This is a genomic window from Rhodococcus sp. NPDC078407, from assembly GCF_044542515.1.
Taxonomy (GTDB): Bacteria; Actinomycetota; Actinomycetes; order Mycobacteriales; family Mycobacteriaceae; genus Rhodococcoides.
Genome location: NZ_JBITUQ010000010.1, coordinates 141,120 through 156,315 on the forward strand (window position 1 = coordinate 141,120; position 15,196 = coordinate 156,315).

Here is a 15,196-nt window from a genome sequence, read left to right on the forward strand (position 1 = left end):
TACTCGAGTCCTCTTGCATGAAGCAATGAATCAGTGCTTCAATCCTTCAATGCCCTACCGGCGAACACCCGCAGTGCAGGCCAGGCTCGATGCCGGCCGCACCAGGCTGCTCGCTGCCGCCGTCGAGGTTCTCTCGTCCAAGGGATACGCGGGGCTGTCGGTGGCCTCGGTCGCCGCGGCCGCCGGAGTGTCCGCGGGCAGCGTCTACACGCACTTCGAGGGCAAGTCGGACCTGGTGGTCGAGATCTTCCGCCAGGTGTGCACCCGAGAGGTGGCGGCGGTGGTCGCCGTAGCCGCACACGGCAGTACGTCCGAGCGCGTCACCGCGGTGGTGCAGACCTTCGCCGGACGCGCACTGAAGAACCGCACGCTGGCCTACGCGCTGCTCGCCGAACCGGTCGACGCAGCGGTGGACGCCGAGCGGTTGGTGTTCCGGCGGAAATTCACCGACGCGTTCGCCGACGCGATCGTCGCAGGAATCGCGGCCGGGGAAATTCCCGATCAGGACGCGGCGATCTCGGCTGCGGGCCTCGTGGGTGCCGTCGGCGAAGTGTTGGTAGGTCCGTTGTCCTCGCACGAGTCGGTGGACGTCGTTCCCGGTCTGGTCGCATATTCGTTACGCGCGTTAGGAGTTCGAGTTGAACACACATGAGGTATTCAATCAGGCGATCGACCTGACGCCTTACGACGTCTCGGACGACGTCTCACTGCTGGACGGCCTCGTCCGAGCCGGCGGTGGATGGGCACGCGACGAGGTGCGCACTCTGGGCGCGCTCGCAGGCGGAGCCGAAGCCCAGGAATGGGGTCGCCTCGCGAACGAGAACCCACCGGTGCTGAAGACCCACGATCGGTACGGCAATCGCGTCGACGAGGTCGAATTCCACCCGCACTGGCACGATCTGATGACGGTTGCCGTCGAGCACGGTTTGCATGCCAGCCCCTGGACCGACGACCGAGTGGGTGCCCACGTGGCCCGCGCGGCGAAATTCTACGTCTGGGGACAGACCGAAGCCGGTCACATGTGCCCGATCTCGATGACCTATGCGGTTGTTCCGGCGTTGCGCCACAACCCAGCTCTGGCAGCGCAATACGAGCCATTGCTGGCGTCGCGAGAATACGATTTCGGGCTGCGCGAGCCGTCGAGCAAACGCGGCCTGATTGCCGGAATGTCGATGACGGAGAAGCAGGGCGGCTCGGACGTTCGCGCCAACACCACCACGGCCACCCCGTCGTCGGACGGAACCTATTCGATCACCGGCCACAAGTGGTTCACGTCGGCACCGATGTCGGACATGTTCCTGACATTGGCGCAGGCACCCGGCGGACTGTCGTGCTTCATGCTGCCGCGGGTGCTGCCCGACGGAACCCGGAACCGAATGATGCTGCAGCGCTTGAAGGACAAGCTCGGCAACAAGTCCAACGCATCCGGCGAGCTCGAATACCACGGTGCGACCGGCTGGTTGGTCGGCGAAGAGGGCCGCGGAGTGCGCACCATCATCGAGATGGTGAACATGACCAGGTTGGACTGCGTCATCGGCTCGGCCGCCGGTATCCGTAACGCCACTGTGCGCGCAGTTCATCATGCCCGTCATCGAGCCGCGTTCGGTGCACAGTTGATCGACCAGCCTCTGATGCGAAACGTATTGGCAGACCTGACCATCGAATCAGAAGCAGCGACTGCCGCCATGATGCGCTTGGCCCAGGCCACGGACGGGTCCGCCCGTGGCGACGAGCAGGAAAGTGCGCTACGTCGAATCGCATTGGCGATCACCAAGTACTGGGTGTGCAAGCGGGCCCCGGCGCACGCCGCGGAAGCGCTCGAATGTCTCGGTGGCAACGGCTATGTGGAGGAATCGGGCATGCCTCGGCTGTTCCGCGAATCGCCGCTGATGTCGATCTGGGAAGGATCCGGCAACGTTGCCGCACTCGACTCGCTGCGCGCACTGGCGCGTCAACCCGACAGTGTCGAGGCCTTCTTCGGTGAGCTCGGCAAAGCGTCGGGCGTGGATTCTCGACTGGACGACGCCATCGCCCGCGTTGGGAAGGAACTCTCCGACACCTCCGACATGGAATACCGGGCTCGCCGGGTCGTCGAACTGATGGCCCTGACATTCCAGGGCGCGCAGCTGGTGATGCACGGTGATTCCGCTGTGGCCGACGCCTTCTGCGCCACTCGACTGGACCGCGACTGGGGCGTGGCCTTCGGCACCTTGCCCGTCGGAGTCGATACTGCGGCGGTGTTGGCGCGGGTGTGATGGGTCGGATCTACGCCCCTCGTGGGAATCCGCACCGCCTGTAGGGTGCGCAGATTCCCATGAGCGCCGTAGCTGGGGGAAGGGGTAGCTCGGCGTACCGTCCGCTCGGCGGGCCGAGGACCACAGCACGCCGATAGGCAGCGTGAAGCCGGTCGATGATGACCTGCGGAGTCGACAGGTCCCGCCAGTCGAATCTGAAGACAGTCCTTCCCTGCTCGGCCAGCCGGTTGTGCCGATTCTTCTCCGCAATGATCGCTTTCCGTGGCTGCGAACCGTACTTCTCTTCCCCGTCGAACTCGGCGATCACCTCGGCCAGGTCGGGAAACAGGAAGTCGGTGCGGGCGACTCGTCGACCGCTGTCGTCGAACACCGTTTGATTGCACAGCGGAGTCGATACGGTCTGCAGGATCAGTCGCGATCGACTCTCGCCGACGCTGTCGCTGCGCGTACTCATCGCGCTGACAGCACGTCTGGCGCGTCCGGCACCAGTTCGGTGTTGCGCCGCGTCGCACGACTTCGCGAGTTCCTCGATTGTGGTCAGGCCGTGACGCAATGCCTGGTCACCGACGCACACCGCGACGTCGAGTGGATGAGTCCTCGCTACATCGACGACTGTGCGCGACGGCCGTGTCACACGCATATCGTCGAGATGAAGCCATTCGTCGTCGAGTAGTTCGGTGCCGTGGAGGAATCGGCGCCGACTGCGCTTACCCGAGTGGCCGCGAGAACTGGTCATCGTCACCGTGTCGAGCGGCAAGTTCCACACGTCGAGTCCTAGAACGACCGCTGCGGATACATGGCTGAGCACGACATCGTCGCCGGAATCGGTATAGGTCGCCTGAGCCAGGAGTGCATGCTGCTGCGCAGAATTCAGTGTTGCGAGGACGTCCCCGCGAACGAACCAGCCTCTACGGACAGCGACGATGGTTCTGCGTGCGCGTGCCCGGCGGAGGTCGTCATCGGTGAAGCCGGACGCGAGCGCGTCGGCACGGGTGAAGAGCCCTCGTTGGTCGAAGTCCATGCTCGATTGGACGCATTGCCGGTCCAGTTGGATCCGTTCAGCGGCAATCTACGGCCCGTTCAGGAATCCGCACCGCCTGCAGGGTGCGCAGATTCCTACGGGGGCCGTAGATCCGCCGCGAACTATGCTGAGCGACCCCGCTGCTCGCGGTACCAGCGCACCAGGGCGTCGGTGGATGAATCCGATTGCACGGCAGGCGATTCCGAATCGGTGAGCACCGGGGTGAGTTCGAGGGCCTGAGTCTTGCCGAGTTCGACGCCCCACTGGTCGTAGGAGTCGACGCCCCAGATGACGCCTTCGACGAAGACCTGATGTTCGTACAGGGCGATCAGCTGGCCGACGACCGAGGGTGTGAGCTTGGCGGCGAGGATCGAGGTGGACGGACGGTTGCCCGGCATCACCTTGTGCGGCACTACATCTGCGGGTGTGTCCTCGGCGGCGATCTCCTCGGCCGTTTTGCCGAACGCGAGCACCTTGGTCTGGGCGAAGAAGTTGCTCATCAACAGGTCGTGCATGGAGCCGGTGCCGTCACGAGTCGGCAGATCGTCGGTGGGTTCGGCGAATCCGATGAAGTCTGCCGGCACCAAACGTGTTCCCTGGTGCAGCAATTGGTAGAACGCATGCTGTCCGTTGGTGCCCGGCTCACCCCAGAAGATCTCGCCGGTGGGGGTGGTGACGGGGGAGCCGTCGGCCTTGACGGACTTGCCGTTGGACTCCATGGTCAACTGCTGCAGGTAGGCGGCGAACCGGTACAGATCATTCGAATACGGCAGCACCGCACGGGTTTCCGCGCCGAAGAAGGAGCTGTACCACAGGCCGATGAGGCCGAGCAGAACCGGCGCGTTCTCGGCGAGCGGCGTCGACCGGAAGTGCTCGTCGATCCTATGGAAGCCGTCGAGGAATTCGGCGAACGCCTCTTTGCCTACGACTGCCATGACCGACAGCCCGATTGCCGAGTCGACGGAATAGCGACCGCCCACCCAGTCCCAGAAGCCGAACATGTTGGCGGTGTCGATACCGAAGTCGGCGACGCGCTCGGCATTGGTGGACACGGCGACGAAGTGCTTGGCGACGGCGTCCTCACCGAGTGCGTCGACGAGCCAACGGCGCGCTGCCGTGGCGTTGGTCAGCGTCTCGAGGGTGGAGAACGTCTTGGACGCGATGATGAACAGCGTCGATGCCGGGTCGAGTCCGTCGAGTGTGCCGACGAGATCGGCGGGGTCGACGTTCGAGACGAACCTGGCCGAAATGCCGGCGTCGGCGTAGTGGCGGAGCGCGTTGTACACCATGACCGGACCCAGATCGGATCCGCCGATACCGATATTGACGACGGTGGAGATCTTCTCACCCGTGGCACCGACCCATTCGCCCGAGCGCACTCGGTCGGTGAATTCGCCCATGGCAGTGAGGACTTCGTGTACATCGGCGACGACGTCCTGGCCGTCGACGGTCAACGACGCATCGGCCGGAAGGCGCAGCGCAGTGTGCAGAACAGCGCGATCCTCGGAGGTGTTGATGTGCTCGCCCGCGAACATCGCGTCGCGTTTGCCTTCGACGTCGGCAGTGCGCGCCAGTTCGACGAGCAGTTCCACGGTCTCCCGAGTGATGCGGTGCTTGCTGTAGTCGATGTGAAGATCGGCGGCATCGAGGGTGAAGGTGTGCGCTCGGTCGGAGTCCTCGGCGAACAGCGTCCGAAGATGAGTATCGGCAATCTCGGAGTGGTGATCGGTCAGTTTCTGCCAGGCATCCGTGCCGGTGATATCGACGCTCATACCGACCAACAGTAATCCCGTGCACAGTCACGCGCGCGTCGTTCTTGTTTCTATCCGGCGCTGCGGAGGCATCATGGAGGTATGGACCAACGTGCATTGATCGAATCGATTCCGGCAAAACTGTGGATCGGCGGCAAGGCCGTCGATGCCGAGGGCGGTAAGACGTTCGCGGTGAACGATCCCGCTACGGGTAAGCCGCTGACCGAGGTCGCCGACGCGTCCCCGGCCGACGCGATGAAGGCCCTCGACGCGGCCGCGGCGGCGCAGAAGAGTTGGGCGGCAACACCGGCCCGTGAGCGCAGTGAAATCCTTCGGGCGGCCTTCGAGAAGGTCACCGAGCGCGCCGACGACATCGCGCTGCTGATGACTCTGGAGATGGGCAAGGCCCTGGCCGAGTCCAAGGCCGAGGTCAAATACGGCGCGGAGTTCTTCCGGTGGTTCGCCGAAGAAGCGGTACGCATCGGCGGTCGTTACACCCCGGCCCCGGCGGGCAACGGTCGGATTCTCGTGACCAAAGCTCCGGTAGGCCCGGTCTTGGCCATCACCCCGTGGAACTTCCCGCTGGCGATGGGTACGCGGAAGATTGGTCCGGCCCTGGCCGCCGGCTGCACCATCGTGGTCAAGCCGGCTCGAGAGACCCCGCTGACCATGCTGCTGCTCGCGCAGATCTTCGACGAGGTCGGCCTGCCGGAGGGTGTGCTCTCGGTGCTGACCACGTCGAAGTCGGGCGCGGTGACCGGGCCGCTGCTCGAGGACTCGCGGCTGCGCAAGCTCACGTTCACCGGTTCCACCGGCGTCGGTAAGTCGCTGGTCGAGAAGTCCGCCACCCGCTTGCTGCGCACGTCGATGGAACTCGGTGGCAATGCCCCGTTCGTGGTGTTCGACGACGCGAACATCGACGACGCCGTCGACGGCGCGATGCTGGCCAAGATGCGTAACGGCGGTGAGGCATGCACCGCCGCGAACCGTCTACATGTGCACAACGGTGTGCGTGAGGAGTTCACGGCCAAGTTGGTGAAGAAGATGTCGGAGATGAAGCTCGGACCCGGCGTCGACCCCGACACCAAGCTCGGGCCGCTGATCAACGCAGACCAGCTCGAGACGGTGCAAGAACTCGTCGACGACGCAGTGAAACTAGGAGCGACGGTGGCTCTCGGTGGTGAGGCACCGGGCGGCGACGGCTACTTCTACCCGGCGACCGTACTCACCGACGTACCGGCGTCGGCCCGAATTCTGAAGGAGGAAGTGTTCGGCCCGGTGGCCCCGATCGTCGGATTCGACACCGAACAGGAAGGTATCGACGCAGCCAACGCCACCGAGTACGGGTTGGCGTCGTACATCTACACCGAAAGCCTCGACCGCGCGCTCCGGGTTGCCGACGCGATCGACAGCGGCATGGTGGGCGTGAACCGCGGAGTGATCTCGGACGCGGCAGCGCCGTTCGGTGGAGTCAAGGAATCCGGATTCGGCCGCGAAGGCGGATCCGAGGGAATCGAGGAGTACCTCGAAACCAAGTACATCGCTCTGAAGTGAGCTACTGACGGTTGGGCGTGCGCACCGCGCGCCCAACCGCGGGGCCGATCAGTGGCCGAGGCGACCGCGGCCGAGGCGAAGCAGGAGCATGGCCAACGTGTGGCCTTCCTGGCCGAGGCTGCTGAAGCGCTCGAGGACCTTCATCTCGCGGCTGTGCACCAGGCGCGGCCCACCGGAGGCCATCCGGGTGCGTCCGATGATCTGCGAGACCTCGGAGCGACGCTTGATGGCCGTCAGGATCTCGGCATCGAGGCGATCGATTTCCTGGCGCAAATCGTTGATCTCGGCCTCGCTGGAGGGCACTGCAATCTCTGAGTCGATCTTCGTCGTCATGGCCATCGTCTCTCCTCGGGTCACATCTTGGATCGCTGCGTCGTCCGTCACCGTAACGCCTTTCGTATTCGGAACTGCATCGCCTATCGGTTCTGTGCCCATTCGGAACTTGGGTGCCCGTCCGGAACCAAGGGCAGCGCGTCTATCGACAGGCTCCTGCGCATAGGGCCGAGGAGCGGCTCACCCGACGCAAGTGATGCGTACGGTTTTTTCGATCACCGATCCAGTGTGCCACGGGCCGACCGTCCTGAAAAGTCACCCGTCGAGGCCAGGACCACGCGATGTGGGTTTGTCGGTACGCGCCGGTAACCTGACCTGACGATGAACACATTCCTCCAAGGCCTCGCGTCCCGTAAGAATGCTGCGTCCGATGCATTGCTGGAGGGCCTCAATCCTCAGCAGCGTGAGGCCGTGATGCACACCGGATCGCCGCTGCTCATCGTGGCCGGGGCCGGCTCGGGCAAGACGGCGGTGCTGACGCGTCGTATCGCTTTTCTGCTCGCCGAGCGAGGAGTGTCGCCGGGACAGATTCTGGCCATCACGTTCACCAACAAAGCCGCCGCCGAGATGCGCGAGCGAGTCGCCGGTCTGGTGGGACCACGCGCGAACGCGATGTGGGTGTCGACGTTCCACTCGAGTTGCGTGCGCATCCTGCGCGCGCAGGCCGCGCTGCTGCCCGGGCTGAACTCGAACTTCTCCATCTACGACGCCGACGACTCTCGGCGACTGCTGACGATGATCTCCAAGGATCTGCAGATCGACACCAAGAAGTTCTCGGCGCGGCTGCTGTCCACGGCCATCTCGAACTTGAAGAACGAATTGATCGGTCCGGATCAGGCAGCCAAGGATGCCGACGGTGATCCTGCCGAGCTGCCACGGCTGGTCGCCAAGGTCTACGGCATCTATCAGCAGCGGTTGCGTGCGGCCAACGCGATGGATTTCGACGACCTCATCGGCGAGACGGTCGGAATTCTGCAGGCCTTCCCTCAGGTGGCCCAGTACTACCGCCGCCGATTCCGGCACGTGCTGGTGGACGAGTACCAGGACACCAACCACGCTCAATACATGTTGGTGCGAGAGCTGGTCGGTACTCCGGAGACCGACGGCGCACTCGAGGGCACCGTCGCGCCGGGTGAGCTGTGCGTGGTGGGCGACGCCGATCAGTCGATCTACGCTTTCCGCGGCGCGACCATCCGCAACATCGAGGAATTCGAACGCGACTATCCCGACGCGCGCACCATCCTGCTCGAGCAGAACTATCGATCCACGCAGAACATCCTCTCGGCCGCCAACGCGGTGATCTCCCGCAACATCGGTCGACGCGAGAAGAAGCTGTGGACCGACACCGGCGAGGGCGAATTGATCGTCGGCTACGTCGCCGACAACGAACATGACGAGGCATCGTTCGTGGCCTCGGAGATCGACCGGCTCGTCGACGGCGGGGACGTGCGCTTCGACGAGGTGGCCGTCTTCTATCGCACCAACAACTCCTCGCGTGCGCTCGAAGAGATCTTCATCCGACTCGGACTGCCGTACAAGGTCGTCGGCGGAGTCCGGTTCTACGAGCGCAAGGAAGTACGCGACCTCGTCGCGTATCTACGCGTGCTGTCCAACGAGGACGACACGGTCAGCATGCGACGAATTCTCAACACCCCCCGCCGCGGGATCGGCGACCGTGCCGAGGCCTGTGTTGCCGTGCACGCCGAGCAGCGTGACATCAGCTTCTCGCGCGCTCTGCACGACGCGGCCGCGGGCAAGGTGGCGTTGCTCAACTCCAGGCAGCAGAAGTTGATCGCCCAGTTCATGGAGCTGCTCGACGAACTGCGCGCGGTACTCACTGCAACGGACGGCGACGGAAACGATATCGCCGACATCGGGGACGTGGTCGAAGCAGTTCTCGACCGCACCGGTTACCGCGCAGAGCTGGAAGCAAGCAGCGATCCGCAGGACGGTGCGCGCCTGGACAACCTGAACGAACTTGTCAGCGTGGCAAGGGAGTTCACGTCCGAGGCCCGCAATCAGGCCGCAGTGGCGAAGGAGGCACTCGAAACAGGCGACGATCGAAGCGAGGACGACGGTGGCGTCGACGGGTTGGCCGAGCCGGGCTCGCTTGCGGCGTTCCTCGAACGGGTCTCCCTGGTGGCCGATACCGATCAGATTCCCGACTCCGGTACCGGAGTCGTCACGTTGATGACGCTGCACACGGCCAAGGGGCTGGAGTTCCCGGTCGTGTTCGTGACCGGGTGGGAGGATGGCCAGTTCCCACACATGCGAGCACTGGGTGATCCGAACGAACTTTCCGAGGAACGACGCCTGGCGTACGTGGGCATCACTCGTGCCCGGCAACGGCTCTACCTCACGCGCGCGATCATGCGCTCTGCCTGGGGTCAGCCCATCGCCAACCCGGAATCGCGCTTCCTGCAAGAAGTTCCGCAACACCTGATCGACTGGCGACGCGAGGATCCGGGCACCGGAGGAGGTCGATCCATCGGCGGCGGAAGGTCCGGCAGCTACGGCTCGGGAGGTTACGGCTCCGGTGGTTACGGTTCAGGAGGCTCGGGCGGTTACGGCGGTTCCTCGTCACGTGGCCAGAGCTCGTCCCCCAGCTTCGGCGCCGCCAAGGGGCGCAACTCCAATCTTGTTCTTGCCGTGGGGGATCGCGTCAGTCACGACAAGTACGGACTGGGTACGGTGCTGGAATCGACCGGTGCGGGTGTCAAGGCGATGGTGTTGATCGACTTCGGTTCGGCCGGCCGCGTCAAGATGATGCTCATCGGTGGCGTTCCGATGACCAAGCTCTGAGTCTTTCGCTACACGAAAAAGCCGGGCCCTGCGATTGCGGGGTCCGGCTCGATGTGCAGAGAAGTGAAAGTCAGTCCATCTCGGGCCCGAGGGAGATTCCTCGGGAAGCCAACCAGGGGAGCGGGTCGATCTTGACCTCACCTGGGAGGTGGACCTCGAAGTGCAAGTGCGGACCGGTGGAGAAGCCGCGGTTTCCCATCGTCGCGATCTGATCGCCTGCCATGACGTTCTGCCCGACAGTGACGGTCGAGGTGTCGATGTGGCCGTAGACGGTGATCGTGCCGTCGGCATGCTGCACGCGAACCCACATGCCGAAACCTGCGGCCGGACCGGAATCGATCACCTTGCCGTCGGCGACGGCGTAGATCGGTGTTCCGATGGCATTGGCAACGTCGACACCGGCGTGCAGAACGCCCCAGCGGGCACCGAAGTTGGAGGTGTAGGTGCCTTGCGCCGGAAGCGAGAACAGTGGCCGACGAGCAGCGGCTTCGCGTGCGGCACGCTCTTCGCTGAAGCGCTGTCCCTTGGCGAGAAGGTCGTTGAACTGGCTCAGATCCACCGGCGCAACGATGCTGAGGATCTGCGGTGCTTCCGACGGTGCCGCGCTGGACGACTCGGCCTCGAGCTCGGCGGTCTGCGCAGTGGTGGCGGCCGGGACCGCCGCTGCGGGTGCTTCGCCTGCAGCCAATGCGTACTCGGAGGTGGCGACCGCAGCGGGTGAGTCGTCGTTGACGACAGCCTGGCCTGCGGCGACCACGGCGCCGGCGGCTACAGCGAGAACTGCTGCGCGACCCTTGAGAGCGGTGGGAGGCAGGGGAATGCGGTGTGCGCCACCGCGACGGGCCACGGGGGTGGCGTCGGCGGGTGCAGCGAACGTGGTGACGACGGTCGGCGTCTCATCGGCTGCGACGAGGTGGGAATCAGCGAAGTCTGTTTCGGCGTAACGATACGTCGGGTAGGCGTACGCGTCGTAGGAGCTGGACTCGTACGCGGGCTCGGCGGCTGCGTCGGCAGCGGGCTCGTAGCTGTACACCGTGGTCGCGTCTTCGGCCGCAGGTCGAGAGAATCGGCTGGAGGTGAAGGACGCGCGGTGTTGCTGCAAGACCCATTACCTCCGTTATCCGTGACCTGGCTGTTACTGAAAGACTCGGCAGACGGTAACGAAATGATTGCGGGGCGCGCAAGTTATCGGCCCAAACCGGCCGCATATGTGAGATGGCTCACAAGTCGACCAGCGGTTATATCGTGACGAGCCACATTCGCAATCGGACACGAGAACACGTCGACGGCACACGGAACAGTAACGGTTCTCGCAACGACCGAGCCGTTACCGTGATCCGAGTGCCGACTCCCACATTCGACGACTCGTCCGACCGCGGCTCCGAGCGAGCGGAACCAGAACGGATCCGACCCCGGGACGCAGAGTTCGGACGAGCGGACGATCCGTCGCCGACGTCGCGCCTCGCGCTCGGTGTCGTGCTGGCGCTGATCGCCGGGATAGCCGCGGTGGTCGCCCACCTGATCGGCGTAGTCCGCAGCGCCGACGGCTCGCCGGTGGGAAGCGGTGCCGCGGCGGCCGCGATTCTCTCCGTCGCACTTCCCGTCCTGGTGGCCGTCGCCGCGGCGGTGGGTGCGGCCACGAGGCGTATCGAATTCGCAGCAGCGCTGCTGGCCGGTTTCGGCGCAGTGGCGATCGGGGTGACGCTGCTCGACGTCACATTGTTGTCCGATCCCATCGACGCGAATCGGCTCGAACTCTTTCGCCCGCTGAGTGCCGCCGTGCTCGACGCCACCGCCGGGTCTTACGTTCTGCTCGCCGGTCACGCTGCGTCCGTTCTGGCGGGTGTTGCGGGGTGGTCGGCGGTGCACCGCGCGGGGCTGGGCGATGGGTACGGCCACTCGGTGTATTCCGAGAACGTGGGGCGCGCGGCGGCGGGGCGTGTGGGGCCGTTGCTCTCGGTGCTTCTGGCCGCGTTCGGTGTGTTGGCTACCGGTGCGGCGTTCGCCTCGCTGTATCGCTCGTCCGATCCGGTGGTGATCGTGACGGCGGTGGTGGAGTCGCCGGTGTTCGTCGCGGTGGGCTCGGGAGTTGTCGGTATCGCGGCGCTGCTGGTGGCCGCATCGGCGTTGGCCTCGCTGTCGCCGTCGGTGGCGTCGGGCGCGTCCGTGGGAGCCGGACTCGGCGTGCTGGGATTCGCCGGTGTAGGTCTGCTCGCCGGACTGAGCACCGGGGCCCGGGTGAGCGCCGGTCCCGGTGCCTACCTGGGAACGGTTGCCGGTTCGGGGGTGCTCCTGTGCGGTGCCGCGCTCGCACCCGTTGCCGCTGCCCGCGATCGTCGAGATCTGGAGCGAGCGCAGGAGCGCGAGAAGGGTGCCCGAGGTGCCCGCGGCGTCGCCGGTCCAGGAACGACCACTCCCGGATCGAACAAGTGGCATGCAGCGGCGGGTATCGCCGGCATCGCGTCGGGCGTGCTGTTCGTTGTCGGATCGCTGCTGCCGATTCTGGAAACCGATTCGGAGATCGCCGTGCCACAGATATTGGCGACTCGAATGGTGATGGTCGCCGGGTTCGTGCTGATTCTGGGTTCGGTGCCGCTGCTGTTCTCCGAGTTCGCCTCGGCTGCTCGGCCGTTCGTGGCGTTGTTCTGGCTCGGCGCAGTGTCGGCGGCGGCCTCGGTGCTGCAATCGGTGGTGCTCGCCGAGGATGTGGACGGAGTGAGCACCGGCGTCGGCGCGCTGGCGATCATCGCCGGCGTCGTCTCTGCGGTGGTCACCGGAGTGCTGGCATTGTTCGCCGGATCGGCCGAACGCGACGACGTCGACACATCCGCGGATGCAGCAACCGACGGCGTCGTCCTGGGTACCGGGCTGTTCGGTGCTGTGCTCGTCGCCGTCGGCCTGGCGCTGCCGTTGTATCGGGGCAGCGATGTCACCGCCGCGACCGTCTCGGAACTTCCGTGGGGCTGGGACACGTGGGGACAGATGTTGCTCGCTGTCGGAATCGTCGTCGCGGCCGTCGTCGCCGCGCGGGCTCGGGCCACACGCGGCAGTGTTCTGCTCGCTGCGGCGGCCGTCGCCGGCATCGTTCATCTCGCGTCGTGGCCGTTGACATCGGCGCGCGCGATCGATGCGCAGATGGGACCTGCCGTTCTGCCATTGACGATCGGAATCGTCGTTCTCGGTGTGGCGGCGGCACTTTCGGCCCGTCGCCCGGATCGGTGACGCGCATTTCACAATCCAGGTTGCGGTGAGATAGGCCACATAGCATGCATGCGCCCGATGCGCCGTCGGGGCACCTGGATAAAGTCCATGCTCAGACCCGCTCACACCCCTGGAGCGGGCGTCAACGTAGACGAGACGGTGAGCTGATGGATCTCTTCGAATACCAGGCGAAGGAATTGTTCGCCAAGCATGGCGTACCCACCTCCGCGGGTCGTGTCACCGACACGGTCGCCGGAGCAACAGAGATTGCCGAAGAAATCGGCAAGCCAGTAATGGTCAAAGCACAGGTCAAGGTCGGCGGCCGCGGCAAGGCCGGCGGCGTCAAGTACTCCAAGGACGTCGCAGAAGCCACCGAGAACGCAGAATCGATTCTCGGACTCGACATCAAGGGCCATGTCGTCAAGAAGCTTCTCGTTGCAGAAGCGTCCGACATCGCCGAGGAGTACTACATCTCCTTCCTGCTCGATCGCACCAACCGCACCTACCTCGCGATGTGTTCGGTCGAGGGTGGAGTGGAAATCGAGGTGACGGCGGAGGAGAACCCCGACGCACTCGCACGTATCCCGGTCGACGCCGTCAAGGGCGTCGATCTTGCTTTCGCTCGTGAAATCGCCGAAAAGGGCAAGCTGCCCGCCGAGGTGCTCGACGCCGCTGCGGTGACCATCCAGAAGCTGTGGGAGGTCTTCATCAACGAAGACGCCCTCCTGGTCGAGGTCAACCCACTGGTTCGCACCCCCGACGATCAGATCCTCGCCCTCGACGGCAAGGTCACGCTCGACGCCAACGCAGACTTCCGCCAGGAAGGCCACGCGGAGTTCGAGGACAAGGACGCGGCCGATCCTCTCGAGGCCAAGGCCAAGGAGAACGACCTCAACTACGTCAAGCTCGACGGACAGGTCGGCATCATCGGAAACGGTGCCGGACTGGTGATGTCGACCCTCGACGTCGTCGCATACGCAGGCGAGGCACACGGCGGCGTCAAGCCGGCCAACTTCCTCGACATCGGCGGCGGCGCTTCGGCCGAGGTCATGGCCGCAGGCCTCGACGTCATCCTCGGTGACGAGCAGGTCAAGAGCGTGTTCGTCAACGTTTTCGGTGGCATCACCGCGTGTGACGCAGTGGCCAACGGCATCGTCGGCGCGCTGAAGAAGCTGGGCGACGACGCCAACAAGCCGCTGGTCGTCCGTCTCGACGGCAACAAGGTCGAAGAGGGCCGCGAGATTCTCGCCGACGCCGCGCACCCGCTGGTGACGCTCGCCGGAACCATGGACGAGGGCGCCGACAAGGCCGCCGAGCTGGCAGCGAAGTAGAGGAAACAATGTCTATCTTTCTGAACAAGGACAACAAGGTCATCGTCCAGGGCATCACCGGCGGCGAAGGCACCAAGCACACCGCCCTGATGCTCAAGGCCGGCACCCAGGTCGTCGGTGGCGTCAACGCACGCAAGGCCGGAACCACGGTCAAGCACGTCGACGCCCAGGGCAACGACATCGAATTGCCGGTCTTCGCTTCGGTTTCCGAGGCCATGGAGAAGACCGGAGCCGACGTCTCCATCGCGTTCGTGCCGCCGGCGTTCTCCAAGGACGCCATCGTCGAGGCCATCGACGCCGAGATCCCGCTGCTCGTCGTCATCACCGAGGGCATCCCCGTGCAGGACTCCGCATACGCGTGGGCCTACAACGTGGAGAAGGGCAAGAAGACCCGCATCATCGGGCCGAACTGCCCCGGAATCATCACCCCCGGTGAAGCATTGGTGGGCATCACGCCCGCCAACATCTCGGGAACCGGCCCCATCGGCCTGGTCTCCAAGAGCGGCACGCTGACCTACCAGATGATGTTCGAGCTCCGTGACTTCGGATTCTCGACGGCCATCGGCATCGGCGGCGACCCGGTCATCGGAACCACCCACATCGACGCCATCGAGGCGTTCGAGGCGGACCCCGACACCAAGGTCATCGTCATGATCGGCGAGATCGGCGGCGACGCCGAAGAGCGTGCAGCCGACTACATCAAGGCCAACGTGACCAAGCCGGTCGTCGGCTACGTCGCAGGTTTCACCGCTCCCGAGGGCAAGACCATGGGCCACGCCGGCGCCATCGTCTCCGGCTCGCTGGGAACGGCGCAGGCGAAGAAGGATGCACTCGAGGCCGCAGGCGTCAAGGTCGGCAAGACGCCGTCCGAGACCGCTGCCCTCGCGCGCGAAATCCTGGAATCGCTGTCCGTCAAGTAGCACTCGCTTCTGAAGAAGCCCGCCACCG

At 64.9% G+C, this 15,196-nt stretch carries 11 protein-coding genes; 7 read left to right on the forward strand and 4 right to left on the reverse strand.

The window, feature by feature from the left end; genetic code table 11:
- Positions 1-49 precede the first annotated feature (49 nt).
- Positions 50-652, forward strand: coding sequence for a TetR/AcrR family transcriptional regulator (locus ACIGGF_RS12950; protein ID WP_397521711.1), 603 nt, complete (start codon positions 50-52; stop codon positions 650-652).
- Complete coding sequence (locus ACIGGF_RS12955) at positions 639-2,255, forward strand: acyl-CoA dehydrogenase family protein (protein ID WP_397521712.1); 1,617 nt, start codon at positions 639-641, stop codon at positions 2,253-2,255. The genes ACIGGF_RS12950 and ACIGGF_RS12955 overlap by 14 nt, the downstream gene beginning before the upstream one ends.
- Before the next feature lie 10 nt (positions 2,256-2,265).
- Here the strand turns inward: ACIGGF_RS12955 and ACIGGF_RS12960 are convergent, their stop codons facing one another.
- Both ACIGGF_RS12960 and pgi read right to left on the reverse strand, forming a co-directional pair.
- A complete protein-coding gene (locus ACIGGF_RS12960; RefSeq protein ID WP_397521713.1) occupies positions 2,266-3,276 on the reverse strand; it encodes a hypothetical protein in 1,011 nt (336 codons plus the stop codon).
- A 122-nt stretch (positions 3,277-3,398) separates the two neighbouring features.
- Positions 3,399-5,048: a glucose-6-phosphate isomerase gene (gene pgi / locus ACIGGF_RS12965; protein ID WP_397521714.1), complete on the reverse strand. Its 1,650-nt coding sequence runs from the start codon at positions 5,046-5,048 to the stop codon at positions 3,399-3,401.
- 81 nt (positions 5,049-5,129) lie between these two features.
- Here pgi and ACIGGF_RS12970 point away from each other — a divergent pair, with 81 nt between their 5' ends.
- Positions 5,130-6,581 (forward strand): NAD-dependent succinate-semialdehyde dehydrogenase, encoded by a 1,452-nt coding sequence (locus ACIGGF_RS12970; RefSeq protein ID WP_397521715.1) that lies wholly within the window; start codon positions 5,130-5,132, stop codon positions 6,579-6,581.
- 48 nt (positions 6,582-6,629) lie between these two features.
- Here the strand turns inward: ACIGGF_RS12970 and ACIGGF_RS12975 are convergent, their stop codons facing one another.
- Positions 6,630-6,920, reverse strand: coding sequence for a chorismate mutase (locus tag ACIGGF_RS12975; protein WP_032378292.1), 291 nt, complete (start codon positions 6,918-6,920; stop codon positions 6,630-6,632).
- A gap of 315 nt (positions 6,921-7,235) precedes the next feature.
- Here ACIGGF_RS12975 and ACIGGF_RS12980 point away from each other — a divergent pair, with 315 nt between their 5' ends.
- The gene (locus tag ACIGGF_RS12980) at positions 7,236-9,716 is read left to right on the forward strand and encodes a UvrD-helicase domain-containing protein (RefSeq protein ID WP_397521716.1); all 2,481 of its coding nucleotides are present in this window, start codon (positions 7,236-7,238) and stop codon (positions 9,714-9,716) included.
- A gap of 70 nt (positions 9,717-9,786) precedes the next feature.
- Here the strand turns inward: ACIGGF_RS12980 and ACIGGF_RS12985 are convergent, their stop codons facing one another.
- Positions 9,787-10,818, reverse strand: coding sequence for a M23 family metallopeptidase (locus ACIGGF_RS12985; protein WP_397521717.1), 1,032 nt, complete (start codon positions 10,816-10,818; stop codon positions 9,787-9,789).
- A gap of 239 nt (positions 10,819-11,057) precedes the next feature.
- Between ACIGGF_RS12985 and ACIGGF_RS12990 the strand changes: the two genes are divergently transcribed.
- The 3 genes from ACIGGF_RS12990 to sucD all read left to right on the forward strand — a co-directional run bounded on the left by ACIGGF_RS12990 (position 11,058) and on the right by sucD (position 15,168).
- Positions 11,058-12,938, forward strand: coding sequence for a hypothetical protein (locus ACIGGF_RS12990; RefSeq protein WP_397521718.1), 1,881 nt, complete (start codon positions 11,058-11,060; stop codon positions 12,936-12,938).
- Between the two features lie 146 nt (positions 12,939-13,084).
- On the forward strand, positions 13,085-14,248 hold the full coding sequence (gene sucC / locus ACIGGF_RS12995) for an ADP-forming succinate--CoA ligase subunit beta (protein ID WP_397521719.1): 1,164 nt from the start codon (positions 13,085-13,087) through the stop codon (positions 14,246-14,248).
- Positions 14,249-14,256: 8 nt separating this feature from the next.
- Positions 14,257-15,168 carry a succinate--CoA ligase subunit alpha gene (sucD, locus tag ACIGGF_RS13000; protein ID WP_032381720.1) on the forward strand — a complete coding sequence of 304 codons (912 nt, stop codon included), beginning with the start codon at positions 14,257-14,259 and terminating at the stop codon, positions 15,166-15,168.
- The last annotated feature ends 28 nt before the right edge of the window (positions 15,169-15,196 follow it).